Origin of the sequence: Paraburkholderia sp. UCT31 (assembly GCF_014397655.1) — a bacterium.
Classification (GTDB): domain Bacteria; phylum Pseudomonadota; class Gammaproteobacteria; order Burkholderiales; family Burkholderiaceae; genus Paraburkholderia; species Paraburkholderia tuberum.
Map to the genome: position 1 here is coordinate 110459 of NZ_VZQP01000016.1, position 17652 is coordinate 128110.

A 17652-nucleotide genomic window follows, 5' to 3' on the forward strand; every position below is an offset into this window, starting at 1 on the left:
GTGGTTGCGCTTAAGTGGAAAAATGTGTTGTTTTTTGCATGTGTGATCATTTAACGGGATTTTTGGATTTGATTGGCGTTTTGTGGGATGTTGGTGCGAGCCTTCCTGGATTGGGCTCAGCAGGTTTTACGCAGACCAGCGCCGGCATTTTTTCATGTCGATTTTCTCGTGCATTTTTCAATCGCTTCGATTTACCGATAATCGTCTGTTAATTCAGATTCGCGAATGATGCACAAAAGTCTTTTTCGAATTGCACGTATGAACGCCGCTTAAAACGATCAATAAATTCGCCTATTAATCGGACGAATAGCGATGTCGAACAGCGGGTTTTCCCTGCCTCGATCAATGCCATTTCGCGCCGTAAACACAGCGAGCGGCATCCGACCGCAATTCAATGGACCTTACTGGCCAAAACGCCTATTCCCATCGCTATGACTCTGAACCGAAAACTGGCGTCCATGATCGCCGTTCTGTGGGTCGGCCTGATCCTGATCGGCGCGTTCGGCGCGTGGCAGAACCGCGCATCGATGATCTCGGACCGACGCGAGCAATTGCGCTCGTTGATCGAAGAGGCAAACCACGTCGTCGGCCACTACTACTCGCTCGCCCAGCAGCATGCGCTGTCCGAGGACGACGCGAAAAAGCAGGCGCTCGCGACGCTCGGCGCGATGCGCTACGGCAAGGACGGCTATTTGTCGATCAACGACTCGCAGCCGGTCATGCTGATGCATCCGATCAAGCCCGAACTGATCGGCAAGAACCTCGCGCAGTTCACCGATCCGGCCGGCAATCATCTGTTCGTCGATATCGTCAACTCGGGCAATCACGACGGCGGCGGCTTCGTCGATTATTTGTGGGCCAAGCCCGGCAGCGAGCAGCCCGTCGCGAAGACCAGCTACTCGATGCACTTCGCGCCGTGGGACTGGTACCTCGTGACCGGCATGTACATGGACGACGTGCAAAGCGCGTTCTACCGCAGCCTGCTGCGCTGGCTCGCGATCACGGTCACGCTCGGTGCGCTCTCAACGGCCGTGATGCTGATCGTGCTGCGCAGCATCCGCCGCTCGCTCGGCGGCGAACTCGAAGTGGCCGTCGAGCACGCACGGTTGATGGCGCAAGGCAACCTCGCGACGCCGGTGCCGATCGAGCCGCACGACAGCGGCAGCCTGCTGCATGCGCTGCGCACGATGCAGGCGGGACTCGTCGACACGGTCTCGCGCGTGCGCCAGGGCACCGAGAACATCAACGTCGGCGCGAACGAAATCGCAGCGGGCAACACCGACCTGTCGCAGCGCACCGAGGAGCAGGCGGCGGCGCTCGTGCAAACCGCGTCGAGCATGGATCAGATGACGGTGAACGTGAAGCAGAACGCGGACAGCGCGACCCAGGCCGCGCAACTCGCGAGCGACGCAGCGAACGTCGCGACGCGCGGCAGCCGCGTGGTCGACGACGTGGTGCGCACGATGGGCGAGATCACCGCGAGCTCGCGGCAGATCGGCGACATCATCGGCGTGATCGACGGCATCGCGTTCCAAACCAATATCCTCGCGCTGAATGCCGCCGTCGAGGCGGCTCGCGCCGGCGAACAGGGTCGTGGCTTCGCGGTGGTCGCGGCCGAAGTGCGCAGCCTCGCGCAGCGCTCGGCGACGGCCGCCAAGGAGATCAAGGCGCTGATCGAAACCTCGACCGATACCGTCGAGACCGGCTCGTCACTGGTCGCCAACGCGGGCGCGACGATGGGCGAGATCGTGCAGTCGGTGCGGCGGGTCAACGAGATCCTTGAAGAAATCAGCCACGCGTCGCGCGAGCAGAGCGCGGGCATCGAACAGGTCAATCGCGCGGTCGGCGAGATGGATCAGGTCACGCAGCAGAATGCGGCACTGGTCGAACAGGCCGCGGCCGCCGCGCATTCGCTGAAGGACCAGGTCGGCGTGTTGCGCGACGCGATTGCGAGTTTCGCGTTGCCGGCTTGAGCTTGCCCCGCCGCGCCCGCAACGGGCGCGAAAAAAGAAGGCGCCCCACAGGCAGGGAGCGCCTATTCAACACGCCGCGTCGGAGTCGACGCATCAATCGAACGAATCAGCCGCGCGGATTTTGCAAGTCCGCGCGGCTTTTCGTTATCAAGCTTCGGCTCGGCTCGCCTTTGCTCCAGCTCGAACACGCCTCCTTTCACACTCCTCGCATTTAAATTACGTTTTATTTACAATCGGCCCGGCGACAGTCCTTGCCGCCAGGCCTCATGGCTTTGGCGGCCTCGTTCAATCGAAAGTACGTGAGGTCCGCTGCCCGCCGCCATGAACCGCCAGAAAAAACCACCGTCGCCCGATCCCTATGCCTTAGCCGCGAAGAACCCGCTGCTCGATGCGCGACTACCCGCGTGGCGCTCGAAGTTCGTCGTGCTGCTCGTGTCCGGCGCGTTCGCGACGCTCGCGCTCCGCGCGTTCTGGGTGCAGGTCGTGAATCAGGACTTCTACGTCGACCAAGGGCAGAAGCGCTATCAGCGCCTGCTCGAACTCGACGCGACGCGCGGCCGGATCGTCGATCGCAATGGTTCGATGCTCGCGGTCAGTCTCGCGACCTACGAAATCTGGGCCACGCCGAAGCTCGTCGACGAAAGCGCGTTCGCGCCGCTGGCAAAGCTGCTCGATCTGCCGCTCGCGGAACTGCGTCGGCGTCTGAACGGCGAGCGCAGCTTCGTGCTGCTCAAGCGCCAGGTCGATGCCGACACTGCCGGGCATCTGTCGCGCCTCGGGCTCGCCGGGATCACGCAGATCGCCGACACCAAACGCTTTTATCCCGAGGGCGAGTCGGCCGCGCACGTGGTCGGCTTCACCGACATCGAGGACAACGGCCAGGAAGGCGTCGAACTCGCCGCCAATGCGCAGTTGCAAGGCGTGCCCGGCCACCGCGAGGTGATCCGCGACCGGCTCGGCCGCGTGATCTCGGAGACGCGGCCGCTCGTGCCCGCGCGCAACGGCGCCACGATCCAGCTGACGATCGACCGGCGCATCCAGCAACTCGCGTACACACAGCTCAAAGCGGCGATCGCGCAGCACCGCGCCGAAGCGGGCAGCGTGGTCGTGCTCGATGCGCGCAACGGCGAGATCCTCGCGCTCGCCAACTACCCGAGCTTCGATCCGAACGACCGCACGCACCTGTCCGGCCGGCAGCTGCGCAACCGCGCGGTGATCGACACGTTCGAACCGGGTTCGACGATCAAGCCGCTGGTCGTCGCACTGTCGATCGACGAAGGCAAGGTGCGGCCGCAGAGCATCATCGATACCGCGCCCGGCTGGTATCGGATCGGCCCGGCCGTGATTCACGACACGTCGAATCATGGCGCGATGACGGTCGCCGAGGCGGTGCAGAAGTCGAGCAATATCGCGCTGGCAAAGCTCGCGCTGAATCTGCCGGCCGAGACGATCTGGACCAAGTATCGGCAATACGGGCTCGGTCTGAAGCCCGAGCTGCCCTTCCCTGGCGTGGCCGCCGGCAAGCTGCGGCCATATAAGCGCTGGCGCCCGATCGAACAGGCCACGATGGCGTATGGCTACGGGCTGTCGGTATCGCTGCTGCAAATCGCGCAGGTCTACACCGCCTATGCGGGCGACGGCGCGCTGAGGCGCGTGAGCCTGCTGCGCGAGCCGCTCGACGCGGAGGGCCCCGCGTCGTTCGCCGACCGCGGCGAATCGGTCACGACGCCCGGCACCGCGCGCGCGATCCGCAACATGCTCGAAATGGCCACGGGCGACGGCGGCACCGGACGCGCCGCGACCGTGGCGGGTTATCGCGTCGGCGGCAAGACCGGCACCGCGCGCAAGCAGATCGGCGCGGGCTACGCGAAGAACCGCTACCGCGCGCTGTTCGTCGGCATGGCGCCGATGAGCGATCCGCGCCTGATCGTCGCCGTGATGATCGACGATCCGGCTGGCAAGGCGTTCTATGGCGGCACGGTCGCTGGACCGGTGTTCAGCGGCGTGATGGGCGGCGCGTTGCAGCTGCTCGGGGTGCCGCCGGATGCGGCAGGAGTGTGACGCGTAGTTAGTGTTAGTTGCGCTCGATCAGCCCTGCTCATCGAGCGCATCGACCTGCGCCTCGATACGATTGCGGCCGTTGCGCTTGGCCTGATACATCGCGCGATCGGCCTCGTCCATCATCGCCTGACCGAGCGACATCGCCTCGGCCGGGCTGACGGCGACCACGCGCCCGGCCACGCCGATCGACACGGTCAATGCAATGAGCTCGCCGTGCTCGTCGCGCACGTCGAGATTCTCGACCGCACGCCGCACGCGTTCCGCGACGGTCAACGCGTCGCTGCGATCGCCTTGCAGCAGCGCGGCGAACTCCTCGCCGCCATAGCGCGCGACGGTGTCGCCAAGCCGCACCTGCTGTCGCACGCAGGCGGCCACCGCCGCGAGCGCGCGGTCGCCGGTCTGATGGCCGTGGTTATCGTTGATGCGCTTGAAACCGTCGATATCGATGAAAAGACACGCGACCGGCACGCGATAACGGGCCGCGCGCATCAACTCCTCGCGCAGCCGTTCGTCGAAATAGCGGCGATTCGCGAGGCCGGTCAGCGAGTCGGTCATGCCGAGCTGCCTGAGCCGCTCGCGATGCGCGACGTTGTCGAGACTCGCGGTGACGATGCTCGCGAAGCGCTCGAGAATGTCGGTGGCCATGCCCGCGCCGAAGCGCGCGGGGTCGTCGCTGCCGAGGCATAGATAGCCGCTGACGCTTGTGCCCGCGGCGAGCGGCAGCAGGATCGCGCTGGCCGGCACGTGAGCTGGCGCGGCACCGAAGAACGCGCGGCGCGTGTCGTCGTCGAGTTCGCCAGGGCGGCCGAGCCACGGCCGATCGTCTTCGCACAAGGATTGCGCGACGAGACCGCCCTCGCGCGACGTCTTCAACTGCGCATGATCGAGCGCGCGCAGGTTGCCCGGCTCGAGCAGTTCGAGCAGCATTGGCGCGCGCTCGTCGAGCCACAGCACCACGCTCGCGAGCGAGAACTCCCGCGGCAGATGGCTGAACAACGTATTGAGAAACGATGCGAAATCCTGCGCGCCGATCAACCGCAACTCGACGTTCTGGAAGCGGCGCAACGTGCGCTCGTTGTGCTGCACGGTGTCGACGAGCGAGCGAAGGCGCTCGGAAAGCGGCGTTTGGGCGAGATTCGTCACGGTATCAGTAGGGCGGCCCTGAAGGCGAAGCGGGGTCGACGCCCCAACTCTACTGATAACGGCCGATCCGCCGGGGTCTTGAGGGCAGGCTCGCGACGTGTCGGCCGGCCTGCGGGCGTTCGTGCCCACTGTTGTCAGCTCCCGCTTGCATTCACTTGCACTCGCTTACACGCAATGAGATCCGTTTGCGTAATGATTGCCGTTCTTAAGTTTCGCTTAATTGTTCCCTGCAAGTATGTGGCACATCCCCTGTTGAGCCGCCAGAACATCGGCGGCGCTTTTTCTTGAGGGGTGCCAGAAGCGCGACCGAAAACGGTTACGCGCACAAGAAGGAGGTAAATCATGGTTGAAGAGATGGTAGTCGAACACCTGCGTGCGATGCCCGGCCATCAATGGACTCGCCAGATTCATTCCTGCAAGGTCTCCGATCCGCTGCAACCGCCCTGGGGCCGTTCATACCGGCTCGTCGAATGGACGATGAAGCACGCGCCCGAATCGAGCCGTCGCGTCGTTCCCGCCGAAAGTACTCCGTTCGAAATCGCCCAGGCCGTGGTCTCTCACGTGCCGGGTCGGCGCTTCTGCCAGCAGGCTGATTAAGCGCTCCCGCTGACGTTCAATGACGCGCCGCGATCGCGTCGCAGTGGTCCAACGCGTCCTCCAGCCTGTCATTGCCCCAGAACATCTCCCCGCCGACAAAAAACGTCGGCGCACCGAAAATCCCCTTGTTGATGGCCCGTTCGGTCTGCTCGCGCAAGCGGAGCTTGTTCGCGTCGCTTTGCGCGGCGTCGATCACGCTCTGCGCCGGTAAGCCAAGCGAGTCGAGCGCGTGACTGACGACATCGATTGAACCGATGTCGCGGTCGTCGACGAAATTCAACTGCATGATCTTGCGGCACCAGGCACCGATCCACGGCTCGTTCGCACCCAGCAGCGCGACACGCATCGCGAGAAGCGCCGCGCGCGGAAAACTGCTGGGGCGCGTGAGCGCAATGCCGTATTTGCGGCATTGACGCTCCATGTCTTTCCACACGTACGCGCCTTTTTCTTTCTGCAGCACGAAGGGCGAGTTGTCGAAACCGAGCTGGCGAAATACCGGACCGAGCAGAAACGGCCGCCAGACGATCGTCACGTTGCGCGCGGCCGCCAACGCTTCGATCCGCATCATGCTCAGATAGCTGTAGTTGCTGCCGAAGTCGAACCAGAACTCGATTGCGCGCGCCGTCGAAGTTGCGTCTTCATTCATCGCTGTCTCCTGAATCGCGCCTGCCATGGCATCGTCGCCTTGCAATGCTTAACAGTCGCGTCGTTGGGTCGCTGATCCTGCTGGCGCCGTCCTGAACTCGCGCTTCCGGACTCAGCGTGTTTGCACTGCCACGCGCAGGCCGAGCGAAATGAACAGCACACCGATGAGCTTGTTCTGCCAGCGCGTCAACCACGTCAAACGCTTCACGAGTTTGCCCAGCGGCCGCATCGTCAGGACGATCAGCGTCGTGTAAAGCGCGCTCATGGCAACGAAAATCAGCCCGAGTGTCGCGAACTGCAGAAACGTCGAGCCATGTTCGGGGCGCACGAATTGCGGCAGAAACGCAAGGAAAAACAGCGCGGTCTTCGGGTTCAGCACTTCGGCGGGAATCGCCTGCAAGAACGCCTTCGAACCCGACACCGGCGCGACGACCGGCAGGTGCGCACTCGCCTGCTTTTCGCGCAACGCGCGAATGCCCAGATAGACGAGATACGCGGCACCGACGAATTTCACCGCATTGAAGGCCAGCGCGGACGTCATCAGCAGCGCGGAGAGGCCAACCGCGGCGCCCAGCGTATGCACGAAATCACCCGCTGCGATACCGAGACCGGTCAGAATGCCGGCTTTACGTCCGCCGTGCATGGTGCGCGTCAAAACTAGCAGCACGGCCGGGCCTGGAATCAGAAAGAGCCCGAGCACGACGGCAACGAACGTCCCCAACGTGGATAGGTCAAGCATGTCGTCTCCTTGCGACGCGCGGGGTCGATATGACGGGCGCGCGTTCAGCGGACCATTGTAGACGAACCCGCGAAGCGGCCCTTGCGCCTCGCTGGCACCGACGATCCGTTAACATGACGGACATCGCGCCGCCTACCGCGTGCGTCATTTCATCCACCGACGTTTCCGCCTTGCCCACCTATACCCTGCCCGCGCCGCTGAGCGCGGAACTCGAGATTCGCAAGAGCCGCTTCATCGCGCATGCGATCCCGGTCGCCGATCGCGATGCCGCGATGGCCGAATTGCAGCGTCTGCGCGACGAACATCCTGCCGCGACGCATGTGTGCTGGGCGCTGCTCGCGGGCGGCCAGTCCGGCATGTCCGACGACGGCGAACCGTCCGGTACCGCCGGTCGGCCGATTCTCGAAGTACTGCGGCATCACGATCTGGATGGCGTGCTTGCGGCGGTCGTGCGCTATTACGGCGGTGTGAAGCTCGGCGCGGGCGGTCTGGTGCGCGCGTACACCGATGCGATCGCGTCCGCGCTGCTCGACGCGCCGCGCGTCGAGAGGATCGCCCAGGTGTTGCTGGGCGTCGAAGTGAGTTACGCCGACGAAGCCAAAGTCCGTCGATGGATGGACGCCGAAGGCTATGCGCTCGTGGACAGCGCCTACGGCATGCTGGTGAAGATGACGATGCGCGTGCCCGCCAACGCACTCGACGACGCCAAGGCAACGCTGATCGATATCACGCAAGGAAAGGCGGGCTTTTTCTGAACGGCTCAGGTCCGGGCCTGACGCGGGCAATTCCGAAAACATCTCGAAAGCGCTTCGGGCGTGGCCTCGACGTCCATCGCTAACGCGGCCCGTTATGATGGGCGGGCTGCCAGCCCCGATGCGAGGCTTGCTGCCCGGATCGGCAAGGAGCGCCCGGAGCCCGTTTGAAGGTTCGACGGTCCGGTTCGCTGCTACCATGCTGTTCTTCACCGGGATGACTCCACTGAAAAGGGCAACTCCTCTGACTTCGATCGCCGCTTTCTCCCGCATGGCTGCTGCGCGTTCGCCGTTGAGAGCCGTCGTGCTCAAGGGCTGCGGCGCCATACTGCTGCCCACGCTGCTGTCCGCGTGCTCGTGGTCATGGTTCGGCCTGAACAGCAGCGCCAGCGCAACGCACACGAAGACCCACGGCACCGGCTCGCTCACCGTCGCCCCTGCACGCGACTTCGCGTATCAGCCCGCGCACGACGGTCATATCTCGCCGAACCGCATCGAAAATACCGGGATGACCGGGCTCGTGCTGAAGGACGACGTCAGCCTCGTGGTGCGCAATGGCGTAGCGAATAGTCTGCGAGTGGCCGGTTTTCGTATCGACGACAACAAACGCGTGCTCAGCGGCAGCATCGAAACCTTCACGGTGGACGATACGCGCTCGCCGGCGCTGTGGACGCTGAAGATGCACTACGTGGTTATCGATGCGGCGACCAAAAAAGTCATGTACACGACCACGCGCACCGTGAAGCAGAAGTCGCCGAAATTCACCAGCAACACGATCGCGATCGAAGACACGGTCAAGCTCAGCGTCGATACATTGATTGGCGATCCAGGCTTTATCAAGGCGGTGAACTGAGCACGCGGCCAGCCGAGGCGCGGCGCGGTTTCGCTACAATCCCGGTAACGCATCGCGCGCGGTGCATCGTGATCTCCCGTTCGGAATGCAAGCCGTCATGTCCCTTACCGCCTGGCTATTCTTTTTACCCGCCTGCTTCGCCATTAACCTCGCACCCGGGCCCAACAACCTGCTTTCGATCAACGTGGCCGCGCGTCATGGCTTCATGAAAGCGTTCGTCGGCGGCAGCGGCCGGCTGCTCGCCTTCGCGATGATGCTCGCACTCGCCGCGACCGGTCTCGCGGTCGTGCTGCATGCGTCCGAGTGGATCTTTCTGGCGATCAAACTCGCGGGCGCCGCTTATCTGATCTGGCTCGCGATCCAGTTGTGGCGCAGCGACGCACCCGCAATCGATACATCGCAACCCCAGGAGGCCGCGCTCTCGCGCATCGCCCGGCACGAGTTTTTCGTGGCGGCGGGCAATCCGAAGGCGATTCTGGTTTTTACCGCGTTCCTGCCGCAATTCGCCGCGCTCGGCGCGAGCTTTCTGGTACTCGAATGGGTGGCGATTGCATTGTATTCGTGGGCCGGCATGTATCTCGGCAAATGGCTGATGCGCGCGCAGATCCGCCGCTGGTTCAATCGCTGCTGCGGCGGATTTCTCGCGGCAATCGGCGTGAGTTTTCTACTGGTTCGGCGCGGCTGAGGTATCTAGGGCCCGTTCACGCTAATAACGGGCTTGCGCTGGCCGCCAGAAGGTTTTTTTAAAACAGGGGAGCGTGAACAGGCCCTAGGCTCTCCGACAGTCGAAGCAGCATTCACGTCGCGGTCTTTTCATAACGAATAACTAATACATCGACGGAGAAACTTTAACTATCAGCATTCGTCGCGCCACCTTATGCTCGAACCGTGACCGGCCGCGAATGACTGCAATGCGGCATTGGGCGAACGGCTTTTTCATCGTCACGGAGCGACATCATGAAGATCTGCATCTTCGGAGCGGGAGCGATTGGCGGTTTGATGGGCGTGCAATTGGCACGCGCCGGCGCGGACGTCAGCTTCATTGCGCGCGGCCCGCATCTGGCCGCGATGCGTGAACACGGCGCGCGCCTCATCATGGATGGCGAAACGTTCAGCGCGCCGGTGCGCTGCACGTCCGATCCACGCGAACTCGGCGTCCAGGACTTCGTCATCGTGACGCTGAAGGCGCATTCGCTGCCTGGCGTGGTCGATTCCATGCAACCGCTACTCGGCAAGCACACGGCGATCGTTACCGGCGTCAACGGCATTCCATATTGGTACTTCTATCAGCACGGCGGGCGCTTTGCCGGCACTCGGCTGACGAGCGTCGACCCCGACGGTTCGCAATGGACCAGGCTCGGACCCGAGCGCGCGATTGGCTGCGTACTCTATCCGGCAGCGGAGATCGTCGAACCGGGGGTGATCAAACACGTGTACGGCAAGAAGTTTCCCATCGGCGAACCCAGTGGCGAGCGCACCCCGCGCATTCAGCAATTGCACGAGATCATGCAGGCGGCCGGCTTCGAAGCGCCGATTCGCGACAACATTCGCGACGAAATCTGGCTCAAGCTATGGGGTAATCTGTGCTTCAACCCGATTAGCGCATTGACGCATGCAACGCTCGATGTGCTCACGAGTGACCCGGGCACGCGCGCGGTCTCACGCACGATGATGCTCGAAGCGAAGCGAATCGCGGATCAGTTCGGCGTGCACTTTCGCGTCGATGTGGAAAGGCGTATTGATGGCGCGGGTGCGGTCGGTGCGCACAAGACATCAACGCTCGTCGATCTCGAGCACCGCAGGCCGATGGAAATCGATCCTTTATTGACCGTCGTGCAGGAAATGGGGCGACTCGTTGCCGAACCGACACCCACTATCGACGTCGTGCTCGCACTGATCAAATTGCGCGAGAAGATGGCTTTACAGGGCAATTGACCGAGTACTCGTCAATTCCTTTTCGTCTTGCAACACGACCTGAAGGATCGGATGCCATGCATCCGATCCTTTTTCGCATTTGCCGCTATTGATCGATCGCCACCCACACCGCTTTCGGTTCCGTGAAGTTCTCGATCGCGACATCGCCATGCTCGCGACCGAAGCCCGAATCGCCAGCACCGCCCCACGGCAAACGCACGTCCGTATAACCGTAGGTGTTGATCCACACCGTGCCCGCCTTCAGGTCGCGCGCCACGCGATGCACGCGGCTCAAGTCAGCGCTCCACACGCCAGCCGCGAGACTGTACGACGTGCCATTGGCGATTCGGATCGCGTCCGCTTCGTCGTTGAAACGGATCACGCTCGCCACGGGCCCGAAGATTTCTTCCTGCGAAATGCGCATTTCGTGCTCGACATTCGCGAACACGGTTGGCTCGACGAAAAAGCCGCGATCGCCGACGCGCGCGCCACCCGTCACGAGCGATGCACCTTCCGAGCGTCCCGTGTCGACATAGCTCAATACGGTCTTCATCTGCGCGGCCGAAATCAGCGGTCCCATCGACGTTTCGCGCAGCGACGGGTCGCCGACCTTGATCGACTTCGCGCGCGTGGCCAGACGCTCGACCACTTCGTCATACACGTCGCGATGCGCGAGTATCCGCGACCCGGCGGAGCACACTTGCCCCGTATTGAAGAACACGCCCGACGCCGCGGCTCGCACCGCATTGTCGAGATTCGCGTCGGCAAAAATCACGTTGGCCGACTTGCCGCCGAGTTCCAGCGTCACGCGTTTGAAGTTGCCCGCCGCGCCCTGCAGGATGCCTCGTCCGACCGAAGGCGAACCGGTGAACGTGACCTTGTCGATACCGGGATGCGAGACCATCGCGTCGCCCACCACGCTGCCTTTGCCGGTGACGATGTTGAGCACGCCCGGCGGCACGCCCGCTTCGAGCGCCAGCTCGCCGATGCGCAACGCGGTGAGCGGCGTGATCTCGGCGGGCTTGACGATCAGCGTGCAACCGCATGCGAGCGCGGGCGCGATCTTCCACATGCCGATCATCAGCGGAAAATTCCACGGCACGATTGCGGCGACCACGCCGACAGGTTCGCGCAACGTATAGGTCAATGCATCGGGACGCGTCGGCACCACCTGGCCGTTGATCTTGTCGCACCAGCCTGCGTAGTATTCGACGGTATCGATCGCGGCGGGCACGTCCTGACGCATCACCGCGGCAATCGGCTTGCCGCCGTCGAGGCTTTCGAGCGCAGCGAGTTCTTCCATGTTCTCTCGCATCAGGCCCGCGAGACGTTGCAGGATGCGCCCGCGTTCGGCGGCCCGAATCGAATTCCATACTTTCAATGCGCCGCGAGCGGCGCGCACCGCGGCATCGACGTCGGCGGCGCTGCCTTGCGCCACCAGTGCGATCGGCTCCTCGGTCGCGGGGTTGATGTCGACGGAATATTCTCCGGTGCCTGGCGGCATGCGCTTGCCGTCGATCAGCAGATCATGGTGCCTGAGATCGGTCTGGATTTCCATCATGAAGCTCCTTGAGTAGGACGTTATGTGGTTGACTGACGGCGCATCGATCGAATGCCGCGCGTCGCGCAAGCTTTTTGGTCGGCCCCTGTCTAAGGTTCCGGCAACAGGCTTTGCCGCACGGACCGCCAGTTGAAGCTTTGCGTCGCGGCTGCGGCAGGCGCTTCGTTCGCGATCGGCGAATGATCAGTCGTCGACGCGACAAACTGCGCCCACGCAGCAGCCGCATTGGGACGAAGCGAGCGATTTCTGCGGTGCATGAGTACCGTCGTCAATGCCGTTTCGGGGACCAGCGGACGACTCACCAACGAAGCGCCCGGCGAAGGCCAATGCGCATCGACAGGCAATACGCCGACACCCAGTCCCAATTCGACCATGCGCGCTACCGTCGCAACGTGTCCGAGTTCCTGCAACGGCCGGCGCTTCGATCCGTTCGCGGCGAGTACCGGGGCGAGCGCGGCACGCACGCCAGTATCGGCATTCAGCGTTATCAGCGGACATTCGCGCAACGCGTGCCATCCGATGCTGTCTTGCCGCGCTAGCGGATGCGCGGATGGAAGCACCGCATGCAGTGGCGTAGTGAAAAGTACCTGCGCGTGCAGTAGAGGACTATCGACAGGTACAGTCACACAGACCGCGCCGAAATCCACCTCGCCCTGCTCGACACTGGCCAGTACGCTGCTTTGAGGCTGATCCTTGACCGATACGACCAGCTCGGGAAAAACCGACGCGCACTGCGCCAAAGCCTGCGGCACCCAGCCCGATGACAACACCGGATTACTCGCGAATAAGACGACGCCCGTGTGTCCGTCATAAGCAGCGCGCTCTTCGAGCAGCGTCAACTCGATTTCGTCGAGCAGCCGGCCAATTCTTCTCTCGAGACTCGCACCCGCATTCGTCAGTTCGACCTGGCGTGTCGTGCGATCGAACAGCTTCAATTCGACCGCGTCTTCCAGTTCACGCACGCAACGGCTCACGGCCGACTGCGTCAGATCGAACTCGCGCGCCGCGCGCGTGAAACTGCGCTCGCGCGCGACCGCGACGAATACCTTGAGCTGCTGCAGCGAAACATTCATGGCATCGGTTCCGGGCGCGCGACGCTCACGTTATTCGCCAGACTGTTCGGGCCAGTGACTCATTCGCGACGCATTGCCATTGCCATGACCCGCGACGGCCAGCGCGCCCTGAGGTGGTTCGTTGTGCGATTCGATCCAACGCGTGCGCATCGGCTCGAGGATGAACTTCGCGGAAATGCCGGCTGCGATCGTGATGACGGCGGCAAAGACGAAGACAAGGCTCCAGCCGCCCGTCGCCGCGAGTACGGACGCGATCGGCACCAGCAACGAGGCCGTGCCCTTCGCGGTGTACAACGTGCCGGCATTGGCGGCCGCGTACTTGCTGCCGAACGTATCGGCGCAAGTCGCCGGGAAGATCGAGAAGATCTCGCCCCAGAACAGGAAGATCAGCGCGGCAAAGACCATGAACGCATACGGATTGCTGCCGAACTGCATCATGCCGAGCAACGCGAGCCCCTCGCCGATGAAGATCACGAACATCGTGTTTTCACGGCCGATCTTGTCGGAGATGAAGCCGGACAGCGGACGCGTCAAGCCGTTGAAGATATTGTCGATCGACAGCGTGAGGGTCAGCAGCGGCAACGTCGCGCCGAAGACCGTCATCGGAATGCGCGCTATGCCCCAGTCTTTCGCGATCGGGCCGATCTGCGCGGTCGCCATCAAGCCGCCCGCCGCGACCGCGACGAACGACGCGTAGATCACCCAGAACACTGGCGTTCTGATCATCTGGCGCGAGGTGAAATCGACCTTCGACACCGCGAAGCGGCTCTTGCGTACCCCTGGCTGACGCAAGATCGGCCGCGTCAGGAGCATCGCGAGCAGCAGAATGCTGACGCCTTGCACGATGCCGAAGAACAGGAACGTCTCTTCATAGCCGCGGCGCGTAATCATGTTCGCAATCGGAATCACCGTCAGCGCCGCGCCTGCGCCAAAGCCCGCTGCCGTCAAACCCGCGGCGAGACCGCGCCGGTCGGGAAACCATTTGAGCGCATTGCCGACGCATGTTCCATACACACCGCCCGCGCCTATCCCGCCAATCACCGCCGCGAAATACAACATGCCGAGCGTGGTCGCATGCGAATTGAGAATCCACGACAAACCCGCGCATACCGCGCCGGCTGCCACCACCGGGCGCGGCCCGAATCGATCGACGAGCCAGCCCTCGAACGGCACGAGCCACGTCTCGGTCAGAATGAAGATCGAGAACGCGAGCTGGATCGACGCCTCGCTCCAGTGATGCCGCGCATGCATAGGAGCCACGAATAACGTCCACGCATATTGCAGATTCGCCACCAGCGCCATGCATACCATGCCGATGACGAGTTGCCACCATCGGTTACGCCAGGACATACGGGTCGTCGCTTGCTGGGTGATATCGTTCATGAGCCTTGTCTCCACTATTTATTTAGTGCAGCCGGCTTACGCGCCGCGCTGGATGTGTCCCGCCTTATCGTTATGGCCCGAGAACTCCGCTATTCGGGAAAAATCTCAATTGACGCTTTTGTGTTTCCGCAGATCCCCCGAACTCGTCTTCTATAATTCTTGCTTTATTCCGACCAGAGCCACGCTTCACCCGGTAAGCATTACAGCTTATTCCCCGCTATTGAGTCCGCCACACGACATATCTATGCGTTAACCCGCGTATTACAGCGGCTATTCGGCTTGTTATAGATTTCATGCTAGGGTCATTGCTGAATTACTCATAATTAAAGTTTGTTATTATGTTGATTCACGTTTCCTTATACATCGACCATGACGATGCGCAATGCAACTCTGCGGCAACTGAAGGTCTTTGAAACGGTAGCGCGGCACCTGAGTTTTTCCCGCGCCGCGGAGGAATTGCATCTGACTCAGCCGGCCGTTTCCACCCAGGTCCGGCAACTCGAGGAACATGCGGGGCTGCCCCTGTTCGAGCAACTCGGCAAGAAGATCTATCTGACGCCGGCAGGCACGGAAATGCTCCACTACAGCCGCGCGATCATGCAGCAGTTCCATGAAGTCGACGAAGCGATGAGCCAGTTGAAGGGTGTCTCCGGCGGCAAACTGAATGTTGCGGTGATTAGCGCGGGCGACTATTTCTTTCCGCGCCTTCTCGCCGAATTCACGCGTCGCTATTCGGGTGTGGATCTCAATCTCGCGGTACACAACCGCGAAGAACTGCTTCATCAACTGGCGACCAATCAGACCGACCTCGCGGTCATGGTGCGTCCGCCGCACGAAACCGACGCGACCAATGAACCGTTCGCGCCGCACCCGTACGTGATCGTCGCGGCGCCCACTCATCCGCTTGCGCACAAGCGCAATATCCGCTTCAGTCAACTCGCGAACGAAGCGTTCATCGTGCGCGAACGCGGCTCGGACACGTGGAATTCGATGGAAGAAGGTTTTGCCGGCCGGCTGTCCAATCTGAAGATTGCGATGGAGATCAAGAGCACCGAGACGATCAAGCAGGCGGTCATCGCCGGCATGGGCATCGCGTTTCTGTCCGCCCATACGATCAGCCTCGAATTGCAACTGGGTCATCTGGTCGTGCTCGACGTCGAAACCTTTCCGGTCATGCTCAATTGGTATGTCGTGCATCGGAAGAACAAGCGTCTGCCACCGGTTGCCGTCGCCTTCAAACGCTTCCTGATGGAGGAAGGCGCCAATCTGATCGAAAAGATCACCCGCGTGAAGGAACTGAGCGTGCATAAGCCGTAGGCTATGGAAAGCCAATAAAACTTTAACTATTGCAAATCGATCGTGACTTCTATGCTGCAAGCGAGTTCTTTCACTTGCGAGCCGAGGAGGCCGATCATGAACCACGCTCCGGTTGAATCCCGTATCAGTACACGCAACGCTCGCACAGCGGCGGCGGATCACGAAGACCAACCCGACGACGCGCATCTGAGCGCCTACAATGCCGCGTTCAGCGATCTTGGGCTGCGGTTTCGCTGGGACCGTGCGACGCTCGACATGCTGAAAGAGTTCAATGGCGAGTTGGCGCGAATCACCGCTTATATCGAGCGCTATCACAGCCACCTGCATCGGGCGTACGATGCCGACTTTCTCGCGCAACTGATTCTGCATAGGAAGACGCAGTACTACAGCGAATTCGCCGCGGCCGTGGGCGACTAGGGTCTGTTTACATATGGAACGCACGTGCGTTGCCGCGAGAAGGGCCGCTCGCAAGGATTGCGACGCCGCGAATACTCGACGTATTCGCAAGGAGCATGACGCAGCGAGCGGCCCTTCTCGCGGCAACCCCAGTTCTGAATTTCATTCCAGGGGAATGCCCGCTATCGGCCGCATGGCGGCGTCGTGCGTCGCTCACGTGGCGCGGCCACGCAGCGCTCCTTACTCCTTGCCCTGCGGCCGATAGCGGGCATTCGCACGTGCGTTCCATATGTAAACAGACCCTAGAAGCATCGAAAAAGACTCGGGCGGCGGGATCATCGTCCCGCCGTCTTCGCTATTGGCAATCAGGTCTCCTGGCGGCGCATGCATCATTGATCAGCGACGTGTAGTGAAATGAACCGGCCGCTCGTGCACGCATTGGCGTGCACAGTCGCGCTGGCGGCCGTTGCCGCGTCTGCCATCACGCCCATCCCGACTATCTGCACAGGCGCTCACGCGCATCATCGCCGGCGTGACATCGCGAAGCGCCCACGTCTGCTCTTCCCCGCCATGCCACTCGATGTTCGCGAGCAGGCCCGGCTTGCCGATCGCCAGGCCATCGCTACGCGCGGCGAAGGCATACATGCGCGCTGCGCAACTGACGCGATTCGCCGCGTGAGCGGGATCGGCCGAGTACTCGCGGCTCAGCATCAGATGCACGCCCATTGCCAACGCCAGCGCGCCCGTCGCGAGCAATGCCGCGAGTCCGAATGGCTGTGCCTGTTCAGTGACGAAGCCGTAACCGAGCCATCCGCATAAAAACAGCGCAAACAGATTGACGACGTGATGTCCCGGCCGCGCGACCGCCTCGAGTTGCAATGCGCCGCGCAGCTTGCAGAACGCAATCGCCGAGATCGCAAAGAGCAGCGCGCCGATCAACACGGCGGCAAACAGTTCGATGCGTTCGCTGTTCTCGCGCGCCGCTGCCAACAGGTAGCGCGTAAAGCCTGTCGACGCGACCGCCAAACCGATCCCGCTGCCAAGCAATGCAAGCATCCGGGGCCTGCGTGTCAGATCGCGTTCGCGCAGGCATGAATGCCGCTGCGCCGAACGTCGGCCGAACTGTCGTCGCGAGAGCGCGGCCAACGCCACCATCAGCACCGCAACCAACGCAGCGATGACAGTCACGGCGAGCAGCAGCAACAGGTCCATCCACACGGCACTTCCACAGGCTTGCGGCATGCG

16 protein-coding genes are annotated in these 17652 nt (G+C 62.3%); 9 read left to right on the forward strand and 7 right to left on the reverse strand.

From position 1 onward, the window contains the following. The first annotated feature begins 431 nt into the window (after positions 1-431). Together F6X40_RS15930 and F6X40_RS15935 are read left to right on the forward strand one after the other, a co-directional pair. Complete coding sequence (locus F6X40_RS15930; RefSeq protein ID WP_187628477.1) at positions 432-1973, forward strand: methyl-accepting chemotaxis protein; 1542 nt, start codon at positions 432-434, stop codon at positions 1971-1973. 321 nt (positions 1974-2294) lie between these two features. Then, positions 2295-4034: a peptidoglycan D,D-transpeptidase FtsI family protein gene (locus F6X40_RS15935; RefSeq protein WP_184072544.1), complete on the forward strand. Its 1740-nt coding sequence runs from the start codon at positions 2295-2297 to the stop codon at positions 4032-4034. Between the two features lie 27 nt (positions 4035-4061). Here the strand turns inward: F6X40_RS15935 and F6X40_RS15940 are convergent, their stop codons facing one another. Then, entirely contained in the window at positions 4062-5177 is a 1116-nt protein-coding gene (locus F6X40_RS15940) for a sensor domain-containing diguanylate cyclase (RefSeq protein WP_187628478.1), read from the reverse strand. A 342-nt stretch (positions 5178-5519) separates the two neighbouring features. Here F6X40_RS15940 and F6X40_RS15945 point away from each other — a divergent pair, with 342 nt between their 5' ends. After that, positions 5520-5774: a DUF2866 domain-containing protein gene (locus tag F6X40_RS15945; RefSeq protein WP_187628479.1), complete on the forward strand. Its 255-nt coding sequence runs from the start codon at positions 5520-5522 to the stop codon at positions 5772-5774. Between the two features lie 16 nt (positions 5775-5790). Here F6X40_RS15945 and F6X40_RS15950 read toward each other — a convergent pair whose 3' ends face one another. Together F6X40_RS15950 and F6X40_RS15955 are read right to left on the reverse strand one after the other, a co-directional pair. Continuing rightward, positions 5791-6420: a 2-hydroxychromene-2-carboxylate isomerase gene (locus F6X40_RS15950; RefSeq protein WP_184037244.1), complete on the reverse strand. Its 630-nt coding sequence runs from the start codon at positions 6418-6420 to the stop codon at positions 5791-5793. Between the two features lie 111 nt (positions 6421-6531). Further along, positions 6532-7158, reverse strand: a complete 627-nt coding sequence (locus F6X40_RS15955) for a LysE family translocator (protein ID WP_013091224.1) — start codon at positions 7156-7158, stop codon at positions 6532-6534. Positions 7159-7271: 113 nt separating this feature from the next. Between F6X40_RS15955 and F6X40_RS15960 the strand changes: the two genes are divergently transcribed. The 4 genes from F6X40_RS15960 (at position 7272) to F6X40_RS15975 (ending at position 10698) form a co-directional block, all read left to right on the forward strand. Next, a complete protein-coding gene (locus tag F6X40_RS15960; RefSeq protein ID WP_187628480.1) occupies positions 7272-7913 on the forward strand; it encodes an IMPACT family protein in 642 nt (213 codons plus the stop codon). Between the two features lie 268 nt (positions 7914-8181). After that, positions 8182-8763 (forward strand): hypothetical protein, encoded by a 582-nt coding sequence (locus tag F6X40_RS15965; protein WP_187628481.1) that lies wholly within the window; start codon positions 8182-8184, stop codon positions 8761-8763. A gap of 97 nt (positions 8764-8860) precedes the next feature. After that, positions 8861-9448, forward strand: coding sequence for a LysE family translocator (locus F6X40_RS15970; protein ID WP_187628482.1), 588 nt, complete (start codon positions 8861-8863; stop codon positions 9446-9448). Between the two features lie 272 nt (positions 9449-9720). After that, positions 9721-10698, forward strand: a complete 978-nt coding sequence (locus F6X40_RS15975; protein WP_184037253.1) for a 2-dehydropantoate 2-reductase — start codon at positions 9721-9723, stop codon at positions 10696-10698. An 85-nt stretch (positions 10699-10783) separates the two neighbouring features. On the opposite strand, the gene F6X40_RS15980 is transcribed toward F6X40_RS15975, so the two are convergent. The 3 genes from F6X40_RS15980 to oxlT all read right to left on the reverse strand — a co-directional run bounded on the left by F6X40_RS15980 (position 10784) and on the right by oxlT (position 14694). Then, a complete protein-coding gene (locus tag F6X40_RS15980; RefSeq protein WP_187628495.1) occupies positions 10784-12235 on the reverse strand; it encodes an aldehyde dehydrogenase family protein in 1452 nt (483 codons plus the stop codon). 92 nt (positions 12236-12327) lie between these two features. Continuing rightward, a complete protein-coding gene (locus F6X40_RS15985) occupies positions 12328-13311 on the reverse strand; it encodes a LysR family transcriptional regulator (protein ID WP_187628483.1) in 984 nt (327 codons plus the stop codon). A gap of 30 nt (positions 13312-13341) precedes the next feature. Further along, positions 13342-14694: an oxalate/formate MFS antiporter gene (gene oxlT / locus F6X40_RS15990; protein WP_187628484.1), complete on the reverse strand. Its 1353-nt coding sequence runs from the start codon at positions 14692-14694 to the stop codon at positions 13342-13344. A gap of 369 nt (positions 14695-15063) precedes the next feature. Between oxlT and F6X40_RS15995 the strand changes: the two genes are divergently transcribed. Together F6X40_RS15995 and F6X40_RS16000 are read left to right on the forward strand one after the other, a co-directional pair. Beyond that, positions 15064-16011, forward strand: a complete 948-nt coding sequence (locus F6X40_RS15995; protein ID WP_018424728.1) for a LysR family transcriptional regulator — start codon at positions 15064-15066, stop codon at positions 16009-16011. Positions 16012-16107: 96 nt separating this feature from the next. Beyond that, complete coding sequence (locus F6X40_RS16000) at positions 16108-16428, forward strand: hypothetical protein (protein WP_184072558.1); 321 nt, start codon at positions 16108-16110, stop codon at positions 16426-16428. Between the two features lie 375 nt (positions 16429-16803). On the opposite strand, the gene F6X40_RS16005 is transcribed toward F6X40_RS16000, so the two are convergent. Next, positions 16804-17649 carry an NAD(P)(+) transhydrogenase (Re/Si-specific) subunit beta gene (locus tag F6X40_RS16005; protein WP_262421466.1) on the reverse strand — a complete coding sequence of 282 codons (846 nt, stop codon included), beginning with the start codon at positions 17647-17649 and terminating at the stop codon, positions 16804-16806. Positions 17650-17652 lie beyond the last annotated feature (3 nt).

Coding starts and splice junctions, on each gene's coding strand:
- F6X40_RS15930 (WP_187628477.1), top strand. CDS start 432: ATGACTCTGAACCGAAAACTGGCGTCCATGATCGCCGTTCTGTGGGTC.
- F6X40_RS15935 (WP_184072544.1), top strand. CDS start 2,295: ATGAACCGCCAGAAAAAACCACCGTCGCCCGATCCCTATGCCTTAGCC.
- F6X40_RS15945 (WP_187628479.1), top strand. CDS start 5,520: ATGGTTGAAGAGATGGTAGTCGAACACCTGCGTGCGATGCCCGGCCAT.
- F6X40_RS15950 (WP_184037244.1), bottom strand. CDS start 6,420: ATGAATGAAGACGCAACTTCGACGGCGCGCGCAATCGAGTTCTGGTTC.
- F6X40_RS15955 (WP_013091224.1), bottom strand. CDS start 7,158: ATGCTTGACCTATCCACGTTGGGGACGTTCGTTGCCGTCGTGCTCGGG.
- F6X40_RS15960 (WP_187628480.1), top strand. CDS start 7,272: ATGACGGACATCGCGCCGCCTACCGCGTGCGTCATTTCATCCACCGAC.
- F6X40_RS15965 (WP_187628481.1), top strand. CDS start 8,182: ATGGCTGCTGCGCGTTCGCCGTTGAGAGCCGTCGTGCTCAAGGGCTGC.
- F6X40_RS15970 (WP_187628482.1), top strand. CDS start 8,861: ATGTCCCTTACCGCCTGGCTATTCTTTTTACCCGCCTGCTTCGCCATT.
- F6X40_RS15975 (WP_184037253.1), top strand. CDS start 9,721: ATGAAGATCTGCATCTTCGGAGCGGGAGCGATTGGCGGTTTGATGGGC.
- F6X40_RS15980 (WP_187628495.1), bottom strand. CDS start 12,235: ATGGAAATCCAGACCGATCTCAGGCACCATGATCTGCTGATCGACGGC.
- F6X40_RS15985 (WP_187628483.1), bottom strand. CDS start 13,311: ATGAATGTTTCGCTGCAGCAGCTCAAGGTATTCGTCGCGGTCGCGCGC.
- oxlT (WP_187628484.1), bottom strand. CDS start 14,694: ATGAACGATATCACCCAGCAAGCGACGACCCGTATGTCCTGGCGTAAC.
- F6X40_RS15995 (WP_018424728.1), top strand. CDS start 15,064: ATGACGATGCGCAATGCAACTCTGCGGCAACTGAAGGTCTTTGAAACG.
- F6X40_RS16000 (WP_184072558.1), top strand. CDS start 16,108: ATGAACCACGCTCCGGTTGAATCCCGTATCAGTACACGCAACGCTCGC.
- F6X40_RS16005 (WP_262421466.1), bottom strand. CDS start 17,649: ATGCCGCAAGCCTGTGGAAGTGCCGTGTGGATGGACCTGTTGCTGCTG.